The sequence below is a fragment of the Primorskyibacter aestuariivivens genome, assembly GCF_028023675.1.
GTDB classification, from domain to species: Bacteria; Pseudomonadota; Alphaproteobacteria; order Rhodobacterales; family Rhodobacteraceae; genus Marinovum; species Marinovum aestuariivivens.
Map to the genome: position 1 here is coordinate 23385 of NZ_JAQIOZ010000029.1, position 13012 is coordinate 36396.

The 13012-nt window shown below is 52.4% G+C and carries 9 protein-coding genes and 1 pseudogene; all 10 read left to right on the top strand.

Annotated features, from left to right (window positions below; genetic code table 11):
• Positions 1 to 11: 11 nt before the first annotated feature.
• On the top strand, positions 12 to 1013 hold the full coding sequence (locus tag PGB28_RS20820) for an ABC transporter ATP-binding protein (RefSeq protein ID WP_271423436.1): 1002 nt from the start codon (positions 12 to 14) through the stop codon (positions 1011 to 1013).
• Positions 1013 to 1975 (top strand): ABC transporter ATP-binding protein, encoded by a 963-nt coding sequence (locus PGB28_RS20825; protein WP_271423437.1) that lies wholly within the window; start codon positions 1013 to 1015, stop codon positions 1973 to 1975. Before PGB28_RS20820 ends, PGB28_RS20825 begins: the two co-directional genes overlap by 1 nt.
• Positions 1976 to 2014: 39 nt before the next feature.
• Positions 2015 to 3451 (top strand): M20/M25/M40 family metallo-hydrolase, encoded by a 1437-nt coding sequence (locus PGB28_RS20830; RefSeq protein ID WP_271423438.1) that lies wholly within the window; start codon positions 2015 to 2017, stop codon positions 3449 to 3451.
• On the top strand, positions 3448 to 4377 hold the full coding sequence (locus tag PGB28_RS20835; protein WP_271423439.1) for a carbon-nitrogen hydrolase family protein: 930 nt from the start codon (positions 3448 to 3450) through the stop codon (positions 4375 to 4377). Before PGB28_RS20830 ends, PGB28_RS20835 begins: the two co-directional genes overlap by 4 nt.
• A gap of 14 nt (positions 4378 to 4391) precedes the next feature.
• Entirely contained in the window at positions 4392 to 7145 is a 2754-nt protein-coding gene (locus tag PGB28_RS20840; RefSeq protein ID WP_271423440.1) for an aminotransferase class I/II-fold pyridoxal phosphate-dependent enzyme, read from the top strand.
• Positions 7142 to 8602: a biotin carboxylase gene (locus tag PGB28_RS20845; RefSeq protein WP_271423441.1), complete on the top strand. Its 1461-nt coding sequence runs from the start codon at positions 7142 to 7144 to the stop codon at positions 8600 to 8602. Before PGB28_RS20840 ends, PGB28_RS20845 begins: the two co-directional genes overlap by 4 nt.
• Before the next feature lie 13 nt (positions 8603 to 8615).
• Positions 8616 to 9617, top strand: a complete 1002-nt coding sequence (locus PGB28_RS20850; protein WP_271423442.1) for a C45 family autoproteolytic acyltransferase/hydolase — start codon at positions 8616 to 8618, stop codon at positions 9615 to 9617.
• A gap of 48 nt (positions 9618 to 9665) precedes the next feature.
• Positions 9666 to 10952 (top strand): 4-aminobutyrate--2-oxoglutarate transaminase, encoded by a 1287-nt coding sequence (locus PGB28_RS20855; protein WP_271423443.1) that lies wholly within the window; start codon positions 9666 to 9668, stop codon positions 10950 to 10952.
• On the top strand, positions 10945 to 12396 hold the full coding sequence (locus PGB28_RS20860) for an NAD-dependent succinate-semialdehyde dehydrogenase (RefSeq protein ID WP_271423444.1): 1452 nt from the start codon (positions 10945 to 10947) through the stop codon (positions 12394 to 12396). Before PGB28_RS20855 ends, PGB28_RS20860 begins: the two co-directional genes overlap by 8 nt.
• A 79-nt stretch (positions 12397 to 12475) precedes the next feature.
• Positions 12476 to 12895: pseudogene (locus tag PGB28_RS20865) on the top strand (DUF2270 domain-containing protein); the annotation flags it as partial.
• Positions 12896 to 13012 lie beyond the last annotated feature (117 nt).

Consider the following 13012-nt stretch of genomic DNA (forward strand, 5'->3'; position numbering starts at 1 on the left):
AGGAGCGCATCATGACAAACATTGTCGAAGTCGAAAATCTGCGCGTCAAAATCCCGGTCTCTGCCGGCATGCTAAACCCGGTTCGTGGGCTGACCTTTGAAATCAAAAAAGGTGAAACGCTTTGCGTCGTCGGGGAATCCGGCAGCGGCAAATCCCTTTCGGCCTTTTCCTTGATGAAACTTCTGCCCAAGATCGCGGATATTTCCGCCGACAAAATGCAATTCATGGGGCGGGACATTCTGAAAATGTCCCCCTCGGAACTGCAAAACATGCGCGGCAACCGCATGGCGATGATCTTTCAAGAACCGATGACAGCACTCAACCCGTCCTACACGATTGGCAATCAATTGGTTGAAGTCCTGCGTCGCCACCAAAATGTGTCGGTCAAAGAGGCCACCGAACGGGCGATTTACCTGTTGGAAAAGGTCGGGATCACAGCGGCTGCCAGTCGCCTAAGCCAATATCCCCACCAACTATCCGGCGGTTTGCGGCAGCGGGTGGTCATCGCCATGGCGCTGATGTGTGGCCCGGATCTCATCATCGCCGATGAACCTACAACGGCATTGGATGTGACCATTCAAGCGCAAATCCTGCATCTCTTGAAAGAATTGCAGGAAGAGTTTGAAATGGCGATCTTGCTGATCACCCATGATTTGGGGGTTGTGGCGCGTATGGCCGACCGCGTGGCCGTGATGTATGCGGGTGAGTTCGTGGAAACTGGGACTGCTGAACAGGTTTTCAAACAGCCTGTTCATCCCTACACGCAGGGCTTGCTGAGTTGCATTCCTGTCCCCGGAAAAACTGCACGCGGATCGCGTTTGGGCTCAATTCCAGGGATCGTACCGTCGCTGATCGGCGATATGCGCGGTTGTGCCTTCCGCTCCCGATGCCCACACGCAAATGGCGCCTGTCACAATAATGTTCCATTGGAAAAATGGTCTGATGACCATTTCAAACGCTGCGTGTTGGACGACACGGCTCTAACATCCATCGCCAAGGAGGCAATCGCCTGATGACACATTCAGATACGCCGGTGCTGGAACTGAACGGCATAAAGAAAACCTTTATGATCAGCCAGGGACTGATGAAAGGCACTAAGCCACTCTATGCGCTGAACGACATTAGCGTGCAGCTGAACAAAGGCGAAGTGCTGGGTATAGTAGGGGAATCTGGCTGCGGTAAAAGTACCTTGGCCAAGATCCTTCTTGGCCTGATGGAGCCAACTTCTGGCGAGGTGCTGATCGATGGCCAGTCTCTCAAAGGACACAAACAGCTAGATATCTCCCGCCGTGTTCAGCCAATCTTCCAAGACCCCTATTCGTCTCTCAATCCGCGCAAGCGGATTGGCGATATTATTTCGCTACCGTTGAGGGTACATGGCATTGGCGATCCTGCCGAGCATGAGCGCAAAGTCATCGAAATCCTTGATTTGGTCGGTCTCCCAAAACGGGTTCTGAACAATTACCCCAACCAGATGTCTGGCGGACAACGGCAACGGGTCGCAATCGCTCGTGCTCTGATCATGAAACCTGAAATCGTGATTTGCGATGAACCAACCTCAGCTTTGGATGTGTCGGTGCAATCGCAAATCTTGAATCTGTTGATGGACCTCAAGGACGAATTGCAGCTGACCTATTTGTTTATCAGTCATGATTTGTCGGTGGTTGAGCATTTGGCTGACCGGGTGATCGTTATGTACCTGGGTCGCATTTGCGAACAAGCCCCCCCGGATAGGATATTCGATGAACCTCGGCATCCTTATACAGAAGCCTTGCTTGGCTCTGTACTAACTCCGGAGCCTGGCCAAGGCGTTCCAGACACCAACTTGGGTGCCAGTTATCCGAACCCTATTAACCCACCATCAGGATGCCGGTTTCACCCGCGATGTGCGAAGGCGATGGATATCTGCAAATCGAATGCCCCCATGCTGCAACAAATCAATCGCAGCAAGGTCGAATGTCATCTGTATGAATAAGGGGTGAGAGCCCTCGTCAGGGGGCCTCATACAATCAAAATGACGGATAAATGTGCTGCGGCCCGCGAGGCCGCAATAGATAGAGCTGTGTCCACGATCAATGAAGGCGACTTTTTAAGGAGCCTGTCAGAGTTGGTCGAAATCTCATCCGAAAGCCAAGATCCTGACAAGATCGAATACCTTTTTGAGTATTTGGAGCATGTTTCCTCAAAACACCTCGATCCACTTGGGTTTCGGTGTCGAATTTTCGACAACCCCGTCGAAGACGGCGGACCGATCCTGATAGCCGAAAGGATCGAAAACCCAAAGCAACCTACTGTGCTTTTTTATGGCCACGGCGATGTTGTTTCCGGAATGGAGGGGCAATGGACCGAGGGACTGGATCCGTGGAAGCTGAAATCCGAAGGCAACAAGATTTTTGGCCGAGGTGTCGCTGACAACAAAGGGCAACACCTCGTCAGTTTCTTTGCCTGGAAAGCAATTTTGGAAGAACGCAAACAGCTTGGTTTCAACATCAGACTGTTACTGGAGACAAGTGAGGAAATTGGATCGAAAGGTCTACGTGAATTCTGCCGCGAGAACGGAGATCTGTTGAGAGCCGACTTTCTCGTGGGCTCTGACGGGCCAAGACTGTCTGCCGAACTTCCCACGCTCTTTATGGGCTCGCGTGGAAATATGACGTTTGATTTGGAGGTAAGCTATCGCGAGAGCCCGATGCACTCGGGCAACTGGGGGGGACTTCTAAAAGATCCCATTGTCCGACTAGCGAATGCGCTGTCATTGATCGTAGATGGAAAAGGACGGATCACCGTTCCTGGTTGGGAAGTTACTTCCCTAAACCAAAGCGTGAAGAAGGCCTTGGCGCATCCCTCTATCTCCGATGTATTTCAAAAGGCGGAAATCGACCGAGACTGGGGAACAGCAGACTTCACGCCTGCGGAACGCGTTTTTGCCGGAAACAGCTTTTCCGTGGTTGGGATTTCCAGTGGAGACACGAACCACCCTGTCAATGCGATTCAGCCCCATGCAAAGGCCGTTTGCCAACTCCGCTATGTCGTCGGAACAGAACCCGAAGAGGCCTTAGCTGCGCTACGTGATCATCTGGATAACAATGACTTTTTTGATGTGTCTATTCAGCCCCGAAAAGCTGAGTATTTCCGGGCCACTCGCGTGGACCCGGACCACCCGTTAGTAAAGTTTGCGTCCACCTCTGTCAGTAGGACCTTGGGAGTCGCTCCAATACTGCTTCCCAATTTGGGTGGTTCACTTCCAAATGATTGCTTCACAGAAATTCTCAATATCCCAACTGTTTGGATCCCTCACTCCTACCCTGACTGTCTTCAGCATTCACCAGATGAACACTTGTTAACATCGGTCGTTGAGCAAGGTTTGGCTGTCATGACTGGGTTTTTTTGGGATCTCGGCGATCCAAATACGCAAGGCGTCACCAGTCTGGTTGAGGGGGTCACTCAATGACTCCTTTTGCAATCGCCGGAATCCAAATGCACATCGACGCCCTACGATCGAATGTTGATGAGATGCTGAGCAAGCTGGATGTTCTGATGATCCGGTTTCCTTGGACCCAAATGGTACTATTCAGTGAACTCGCTCCCTTTGGCCCCCTTCACCGGTTTGCCCAGCCAACATCCAATGATGCGCTTGATCGCTTTTGTGAGGCCGCAAGGAAGCACCGTGTTTGGATCATTCCTGGATCGATGTTTGAAAAAACGGATGACGGTAGAGTGTTCAATACTTCTGCCGTGATTGACCCGGACGGCAATGTGGTTCGTCGCTATCGAAAGATGTTTCCCTTTCTGCCTTATGAAGCCGGTGTCGACGCTGGAACTGATTTTTGTACTTTCGACGTCCCCGGCGTTGGCAGGTTTGGTTTATCGATCTGCTACGACATTTGGTTCCCAGAGACGACGAGACAGCTGACCAGTGCAGGTGCCGAGGTTTTGCTCCACCCAGTTCTAACGGGAACTACGGATCGCGATGCCGAGCTGGCCATTGCACGTGCAACAGCAGCACAGTTTCAGTGCTACGTCTTTGACGTGAACGGACTTGGGGCGGGTGGGGTCGGCAAGTCCTGCGTTGTCGACCCAGCGTCCATGGTATTGCACCAATCTGGGGGACAAGAGGACATGTTCCCAGTCGAAATAGATCTGGATCAAGTTCGCCGCCAGCGAGAAACCGGGATACGCGGACTGGGTCAAGTACTAAAGAGCTTTCGAGATCGGTCAGTTGAGTTTTCTGCGTACGAAAAGAACAGCGCAGACGCCCACTACCTTCAAACGCTTGGACCGCTTGAGATGCCTGCTCAAGGGGCTCGGGACGGTTTGCTGAGCACCGGTTTGGGAGACTTGCCCATGGCGAACCCATCCACTCCCCTAAACGACTAGGAAAGGCTGGGCGGATGCAGAACTTAAATGACTATCATTCAGCTATACAGCTTAGGGCCGACTGCTGGAGCTCGCTGCGCGAAGTATCCGCAAATCTAAACAAGGCCCGGCCAAAACAGCAGTTGGCCAAAAACAAAAACCGGTTTGAAGAATTATGCGAGGCTCTGTCCGTTATCGAACCTTATTGGGCATTCCCTGGGGTCGCGGCTTTCGAGCACCTTCGTCGCCAATTCCATCATGGCAACTACAAAGAGGCAGCCTTTCTTTCCCATCGCATATCCCGCGCGCTGATCACTGGGGCATATCGGCGGAGGCAGATCCCGCTTGATTGGGAAAAGGTCGAAGCGGAAGAGCACGAAGACGAGGCCACCCTGACGCCAGAAGCACGGGCGTTGACCAAACCCTATTTCGAAGTGCTGATCGTCGATGATCTGAGCGAACAACAGGATCGCTGGCTGCGCTCTAACATCAACACCATGCGGCGGCCGGAAGACCCGTTCATTTACGAACCCGTGGTGGTCAAAAGCGTCGAAGACGCATTGATCGCAATCCTGTTCAACCACAATATCCAGGCCATCGTTGTGCGCCCCGGATTGACGCTGCGCTCTGACGTGCGCAACCCGATCTTGCGCCGGTATCTGAACCGGGCGCTGCAAGGTGAATTCTCCGATGTGGCAGCCGAGGACTATGGCCCTGAACTTTGTCGGCTTGTGGCTGCGGAACGTCCAGAATTGGATGCCTATCTGATCACCGACCGATCCGTTGAAGACATTGCCGGATTGGACCTGGGGATTTGCCGCCGGGTTTTCTACAATCAGGAAGATTTCCTGGAACTGCACCTGAACATCATACGCGGCGTTCAATCACGCTACCGAACCCCGTTCTTTTCAGCCTTGGTGGATTATTCCAAACAACCCACCGGCGTATTCCACGCGATGCCCATCAGCCGGGGTAAATCGATCACCCGCAGCCACTGGATTCAGGATATGGGCGCCTTTTACGGGCCGAACATATTCCTGGCGGAAACCTCTGCCACCTCAGGCGGTCTGGACAGTCTTTTGGAACCGCAGGGCCCAATCAAAGAAGCTCAGGAACTGGCAGCCCGCGCCTTTGGATCAAAGCAGACGTTTTTTGCCACCAATGGCACCTCGACCTGCAACAAAATTGTGGTTCAGGCCCTGGTGCAGCCAGGCGATATCGTTTTGGTGGACCGGGATTGCCACAAATCCCACCACTACGGCATGGTGCTATCGGGCGCAGAGGTCTGCTATTTGGACAGCTACCCGCTGAACAAATACTCGATGTATGGCGCTGTTCCCCTCATGGAGATCAAAAAGCAGCTGCTGGATTTGAAAGCCGCCGGCAAGCTGGATCGCGTGCGCATGCTGTTGCTGACGAACTGCACATTTGATGGCATCGTCTACAACGTGCAAAGGGTGATGGAGGAATGTCTGGCCATCAAACCCGACCTGATCTTCCTTTGGGACGAGGCCTGGTTTGCCTTTGCCCGGTTCAACCCTGTCTACCGGACACGCACCGCAATGAGTGCCGCAGGCACGCTGCGCGATCAATTGCGTTCGGACGCGCATAAAGAGGCCTATGAACAACAACAAGAGGCGCTGAAAGACGCCAGCCAAGATGACCTTCTGGCCACGCGTTTGATCCCGCCGCCCACCGCCCGGGTCCGCGCCTATTCCACGCAGTCCACGCATAAGACCCTGACAAGCCTGCGCCAGGGTTCAATGATCCATGTCTATGACCAGGATTTCAAAGGCGAAATCGAACAAAGCTTCCTCGAAGCCTATATGACCCACACCTCGACCTCGCCAAACTACCAGATTATCGCCAGCCTCGACGTTGGCCGCCGACAGGTCGAACTTGAGGGTTATGAATTCGTGCAGCGCCAGATCGAAGCGGCGCTGGCGCTAAGGCGCGCAATCACTGAACATCCCAATCTGAAGAAATATTTCCGCATCGTAAGCGCGGCCGACATGATCCCCGACGCCTATCGGGAAAGCGGCGTCACCAGCTACGTCGATTCAGAGCAAGAAGGGATCGACATCTGGGATTGCTGGCAGCAGGATGAATTCGTCATGGACCCGACCCGCATCACATTGCTTGTGGGCGGCACCGGTTGGGATGGGGATACCTTCAAAACCAAAATCCTGATGGACAAGTATGGCATCCAAATCAACAAGACGTCCCGGAACACCGTCTTGTTCATGACCAACATTGGCACCACCCGATCATCGGTCGCCTATCTGATCGAAGTTTTGGTCGAAATCGCCAAAGACCTAGACGATCTGCTAGACGACGCGTCCAAAATGGAACGGCTGGCGTTTTCCCATCGCGTGGCCAATCTGACCGACAACCTGCCGCCCCTGCCGGACTTCAGCCGCTTCCACGATGCTTTCCGCGACAGCGACGAAACCCCCGAAGGCGACATTCGTTCAGCGTTTTTCCTTAGTTACGACGAACAAAACTGCGACTACATGGATTTGACCGGGTCTCTTAGGAACGCCCTTGAGAACGATGTCGAAGTGGTCTCAGCAAGTTTTATCATCCCCTACCCTCCTGGCTTCCCGATCCTTGTCCCCGGACAGGTCGTCAGCCGGGAAATATTGGAATTCATGCTGGCGCTCGATGTCAGCGAAATACATGGCTACCGGGCTGATCTCGGGTTGCGGGTTTTCACAAAAGACGCGCTGGAAGCTCATTCCGCAAAACATTCTGTTCAAACTGTTTCGCAAAATGGAGACAAGAAATGACCGTATCCACGCTGAGCAACATCTCTGAAATTCGTCGCTTTTTTCACCGTAATGAAAGCCCTATCTATTTCGTCTCTGCTACCAACTTCAATCTGCTTGGCCTGGATGAATGGGTGAAAAACTTCAAATATATCAGCTACTATGACTGTTTTGACGGGCGGCATCCCAATGTTTTTTGTCCATCAAAACTGCCCCATGTAGAGTTTCAGTCGATCGAAGAAATAAACAACTACCTGCTGCAACACAAAGAGGTAATCGATTTTGTGAAACGCCGGGGCGGCAAACCCAAATTCGTCTTTCTGATGTTTGACGAAGAAACCGAAAGCCTGGTCAAGGATCTGGGCGGCGAGATCTGGTTCCCCAAGGCTAAGCTGCGTACCAAGATGGATAACAAGATTGAAACCGTGCGCATCGGCAACAAGGCAGGCGTGCCTTCGGTGCCGAATGTGCTGACCGAAATCAAAGATTACGCAGATCTGACCAAAAAGGCCGAAAAGGCCGGGCTGGGCAACGATCTGGTACTACAATCCGCCTTTGGGGATTCTGGTCACACAACTTTCTTCATCAAATCCGCGGCTGATTTCCGTCGCCACGAACACGAAATCGTCGGCGAGGACGAAATCAAAGTCATGAAGCGCATCAATTGCCGTGGATCGGCCATTGAAGCCTGCGCAACAAAAGAGGGAACAATCGTTGGACCGTTGATGACAGAACTGGTCGGCTTCAAAGAACTGACCCCCTATCGCGGCGGATGGTGCGGCAACGAAATTTTCGCAACCGCCTTTTCCAAGGAAACTCGCCAGAAAGCGCGCGAGATGACCTTTAGGTTTGGCGAACAGCTGCGCAAAGAAGGCTATCGCGGCTATTTTGAGTTGGATTTCTTAGTAGACAAGTCCACTGGCGAGCTTTGGCTGGGTGAACTGAACCCAAGGATCACGGGGGCCTCCTCTATGACCAACCACGCTGCTTTCGCCCACGCGGATGCACCACTGTTCTTATTCCACCTGTTGGAATTCTCCCGTCGTAAATTCAACCTCGATACTGACGAGTTGAACAACCGTTGGGCCGATCCATCGATGATCGATGGCTGGTCCCAAATGGTGATCAAACACACAGAAGACACCGTGGACCTGTGTTCCGAAGTGCCTGAAACCGGCATCTACAGGATGCACGAAGACGGGCGGGTCGAATTTGACCGGTTTGATTATCACCGGCGCGCGGTCGAAACCGAAAACGAGGCCTTTTTCCTGCGCATCATGCAACCCGGCGATTATCGCTATGAAGGGGCGGACATCGGCATTCTCGTGACGCGCGGCCGTTCTATGACCCGCAACTTTCAACTAAATAGCCGGGCCAAACGTTGGATTCACGGTATCGAGCAAGCAGTAAAAGGGTCTCCACTGCCAGCGGCAACGGCAGGGCCGGAGCTCTCGGATCGGGCATTCAAAGCCCTTTGACACAACCAACGCAATGATCTGGCGCGCGATCTCAGAAGACACTCCGGGTGAAGTGTGGTCAGACTTGTTTCGGCAGTACTGGCCGCACTATCAGAAGTGGTGGACGAAAGAGGGTTTGGGCTGCCGTCCAAATTTCCGAGAGAGCAGGCAAGCCCTAATCAAGCATATGCCTGAAATCGTGCCAGTCTATGATGAACTGTGTGAACTGTCGGGCGGCAGTGACCAAACCGCGAGGTTTTTGAGCTTTTATTGCCCGCCACCTTATCTCTCTGGTTGCTCTCAAGCAGTATGGGCGGGTCGCGAGCCTGTATTGGTGCGCAACTATGACTATAGCCCCGAAGCTTTTGATTGCCTCGTTCTTAGAACCCGATGGATGGGTCGTTCTATCATGGGAGTAACCGACGGGTTGTTTGGACTCGTCGATGGCGTCAATGACGCTGGTCTCGCCGTCTCACTGACATTTGGTGGCCGGCGGATTGTTGGAGATGGGTTTGGCGTCCCCCTTCTGCTGCGATATGTTCTTCAGATCTGCGAAACGGTCGAGGAAGCGTCTGAAACCTTGGCGCGATTGCCTTGCCACATGAGCTACAACGTGACCGTACTAGACTCTAGGCGTCGGTTTCGAACGGTAATGTTGGCACCTGATCGACCGGCCATAGTTTCGTCGTCCGCAGTCGCTACAAACCACCAGGAAACGGTGGAGTGGCTCAGCCATGCACGATTTACCGCCACAGTCGAACGCGAGCGGTTTCTATTGCAAAGACTTCGATTACACCGAGATACAGAAGAAAAGTTCATCGGAGCTTTTCTCAAACCCCCTTTGTATTCGACGGCTTTTTCGCGAGGTTTTGGAACGCTCTACACGGCGGTCTACAGGCCACGCAAAGGTGAGCTGGAAATTCGTTGGCCAGGCACAGTGTGGCCTCAATCCTTAGCCGCATTCACAGAAGGCTCACGCCTAGTGAGACTACCTGCCGAAACCGATGTTTCGATCGCGCAATCTATCTCTCTGTAGCCGATCGGAAAAACAACCTCCGTAACATTTCTATGAAAAGAGGCATACATGACCAATGCTGATCTCCTAACCCGTCGTAACAATGCTGTCGCCAGAGGTGTCGGCATGCAAACAAATGTGTACGCGACCCGCGCTTCTAATGCGGAAGTCTGGGATTCCGAAGGGGCGAAATACATCGACTTCGCTTCAGGAATTGCCGTTGTAAATACTGGCCATTGCCATCCTAAACTTGTCCAAGCCGTAGCCAGTCAATTGCAGGATTTCACACACACCTGCCACCAGGTGCTTCCCTACGAGAACTACATTCATTTAGCAGAAAGGTTGAACCATGCAGTTCCCGGTGATTTTGACAAAAAGACGATTTTTGTAACCACCGGAGCTGAAGCAGTCGAAAACGCGGTAAAAATTGCCAGAGCTGCTACAGGAAGAGAAGCTATCGTCGCCTTCGGAGGTGGTTTCCACGGTCGCACGTTTATGGGGATGTCACTCACGGGAAAAGTCGCCCCTTATAAAAAGGGATTTGGGTCAATGATGCCCGATGTCTTTCATATACCGTTCCCAGTAGAATTGCATGAAACTTCAACGAATGCGTCTCTCTCCAGCCTCGACCGTTTGTTCGCTACGGATTTGGACCCAAACAGGGTCGCAGCAATAATCATTGAGCCCGTTCAAGGCGAAGGTGGATTCTATCCTGCGCCTGCGGAGCTAATGAACGAACTGAGATCAATCTGTGACAGGTATGGCATTGTTCTGATTGCTGACGAGGTACAAACGGGTTTTGCTCGGACTGGTCACCTGTTTGCGATGGAAGCTTACGAAGTCACAGCTGATCTCACGACAATGGCGAAAGGGCTTGCTGGCGGGCTCCCGCTGGCGGCCGTGACTGGTCGCGCAGACTTGATGGACGCGGCAGAGCCGGGGGGACTTGGCGGAACATATGGCGGTAATCCGTTGGGGATCGCCGCAGCTCATGCTGTTTTGGATATCATCAGGGAAGAAAACCTCTGCGCACGGGCGTCTGAACTCGGTTCAGCGCTCAAACAGAGGTTAAAAAAGATCAGCGAAGTAGTACCTGAAATCGCGGATATTCGCGGCCCAGGGTTCATGGTAGCCATCGAACTGAATTCGCCAGATGGCCAAAAACCCAATCCGGAAATGACTAATCGTGTCAAATCTGAAGCATTGGCAAGAGGATTGATCTTGCTGAGCTGCGGAGTGCGTGGAAATGTCATCCGATTCCTCGCGCCATTGACCATTGAAGAAAGCACCTTCCGCGACGCTCTCGATATTCTCGAAGCGTCGGTACTCGCAGCCCGGGAGGAGAACGATGCTTAATCTAAAGGATCCATCTCTTCTCGAGACGCGCGCGTATATCTGCGGACATTGGGTGAAAACTTGCGACACATTCGAAGTCCACAACCCTGCGTCGGGCAACTTGATCGCAAATGTAACAGACGTTTCTGTTGACGACGTTTCGCTGGCAATCGATGCGGCGTTCGAAGCGCAAAAAGCTTGGGCGCGTCAAACCAGTAAGGAGCGTGCCGCCATTCTGAAACGTTGGCATGAACTTATCGTTGAAAACGTCGACGACTTAGCCCGAATCCTGACTGCAGAAATGGGCAAGCCCTTGTCCGAAGCGCGGGGCGAAGTGCTCTACGGCGCCTCATTTATTGAATGGTTCGCGGAAGAGGCCAAACGTGTATACGGCGATGTAATTCCAGGGCACCAACGCGACAAAAGGCTTATGGTTCTCAAGCAGCCAGTGGGGGTCGTTGGCTCAATCACGCCCTGGAATTTTCCAGTAGCTATGATTGCACGAAAGGTCGCCCCGGCCCTTGCTGTTGGGTGCTCCTTTGTCGCCAGACCTTCTGAATTCACACCCTTATCGGCTCTCGCACTGGCCGTTCTTGGAGAACGCGCAGGCCTGCCAAAAGCTGTGTTCAGCGTCGTTCCAAGCCTCGATGCTCCGGCAATTGGTAAAGAGCTTTGTCACAACTCTAAAGTCGCAAAACTGACATTCACCGGCTCGACGAAGGTAGGCAAAATACTATTGGGTCAATGCGCCCAAACCGTAAAACGAGTATCCTTGGAATTAGGCGGAAACGCACCGTTCATAGTATTCAATGACGCTGATATTGATGCAGCTGTCGACGGCGCTGTAGCGGCAAAATTCCGCAATGCCGGACAAACATGTGTTTGCGCAAATCGAATCTATGTTCAGTCCAAGGCCTATGAAGAATTTTGCGAAAAATTTGCCACGAAGGTTGAAGCATTGGGCGTTGGAGATGGTTTGCTCGAAGGCATCAGCATTGGGCCTCTGATCAATGACGCGGCCACCAACAAGGTGCGGGAACATATTGAAGACGCTATCAAGTTAGGGGCGAGGGTTCTCACCGGTGGTAAAAGCCATGAACTAGGCGGGAATTTCTTTGAACCTACAGTCCTAGTTGAAGTTCCAGCTGAAGCGCGCGTGTCAAAGGAAGAGACATTTGGCCCCCTTGCCCCGATCATTCGGTTTGAAGACGAACGAGAGGTTGTCGAACTCAGCAATGATACGGACTTTGGTTTGGCAGCCTATTTCTATTCAAGCGATACTCACCGAGTTTGGCGACTTATTGAAGATCTAGAAACGGGTATGGTTGGCGTTAACACAGGCCTGATTTCGACTGAAGTGTCACCTTTTGGCGGTGTGAAACAATCTGGGTTGGGCCGCGAGGGTTCCAAATACGGGATCGACGAGTATCTGGAAATCAAGAGCGTGTGCCTTGGAGTAATTTGAACGACCCGGCTTTCATTCACCCACGGTCGGCAACGACGCAAAGACATGATCTCCAACTAATAAAATCACGAGGCCCTTTATGCCCGAGAAACGCAAACCTGATGCTCCACAAGAATTTAGTTCCGCAGAAATAGGTGCTTTGGCACATTTGTATCGAGGGGAAGTTTATCGAAGCACTATTTGGCGAACGCGGCTTGATACAACAACAAACTGGGCGGTTGTGAGTCTTGGAGTTTCTCTATCAATTGCCTTCTCCTCTCCAGAAGCCTCTCCGATACCCCTTTTGATCGTCGGAGTACTTGTATTCCTATTCATGGCGTTGGAGGCACGCCGCTACCGGTACTATAATGTCTGGCGTGCCCGTGCGAGGTGGCTGGAAACTCATTTCTATGCGCCAATCCTGACCGATGGTGATCTTCATACTGAAGATGACTGGCAAAGCATCTTAGCCTATGATTACCTCCGCCCAAGCTATCACATCAGCTTTTGGATATCGCTTTGAGCTACCCCCTGAAATTCGGACACTGACGTAAGCTACGATTTGTTGTCTGCTGGTCTTCGACGATAAGGAGATTAGAGATGTCGAAACGGAAGAACCATTCGCCGGAGTTCAAGG

What these genes read in the sequence shown, in the direction of transcription:
- PGB28_RS20820 (WP_271423436.1), top strand. Translation starts at nt 12, where the DNA reads ATGACAAACATTGTCGAAGTCGAAAATCTGCGCGTCAAAATCCCGGTC.
- PGB28_RS20825 (WP_271423437.1), top strand. Translation starts at nt 1,013, where the DNA reads ATGACACATTCAGATACGCCGGTGCTGGAACTGAACGGCATAAAGAAA.
- PGB28_RS20830 (WP_271423438.1), top strand. Translation starts at nt 2,015, where the DNA reads ATGACGGATAAATGTGCTGCGGCCCGCGAGGCCGCAATAGATAGAGCT.
- PGB28_RS20835 (WP_271423439.1), top strand. Translation starts at nt 3,448, where the DNA reads ATGACTCCTTTTGCAATCGCCGGAATCCAAATGCACATCGACGCCCTA.
- PGB28_RS20840 (WP_271423440.1), top strand. Translation starts at nt 4,392, where the DNA reads ATGCAGAACTTAAATGACTATCATTCAGCTATACAGCTTAGGGCCGAC.
- PGB28_RS20845 (WP_271423441.1), top strand. Translation starts at nt 7,142, where the DNA reads ATGACCGTATCCACGCTGAGCAACATCTCTGAAATTCGTCGCTTTTTT.
- PGB28_RS20850 (WP_271423442.1), top strand. Translation starts at nt 8,616, where the DNA reads ATGATCTGGCGCGCGATCTCAGAAGACACTCCGGGTGAAGTGTGGTCA.
- PGB28_RS20855 (WP_271423443.1), top strand. Translation starts at nt 9,666, where the DNA reads ATGACCAATGCTGATCTCCTAACCCGTCGTAACAATGCTGTCGCCAGA.
- PGB28_RS20860 (WP_271423444.1), top strand. Translation starts at nt 10,945, where the DNA reads ATGCTTAATCTAAAGGATCCATCTCTTCTCGAGACGCGCGCGTATATC.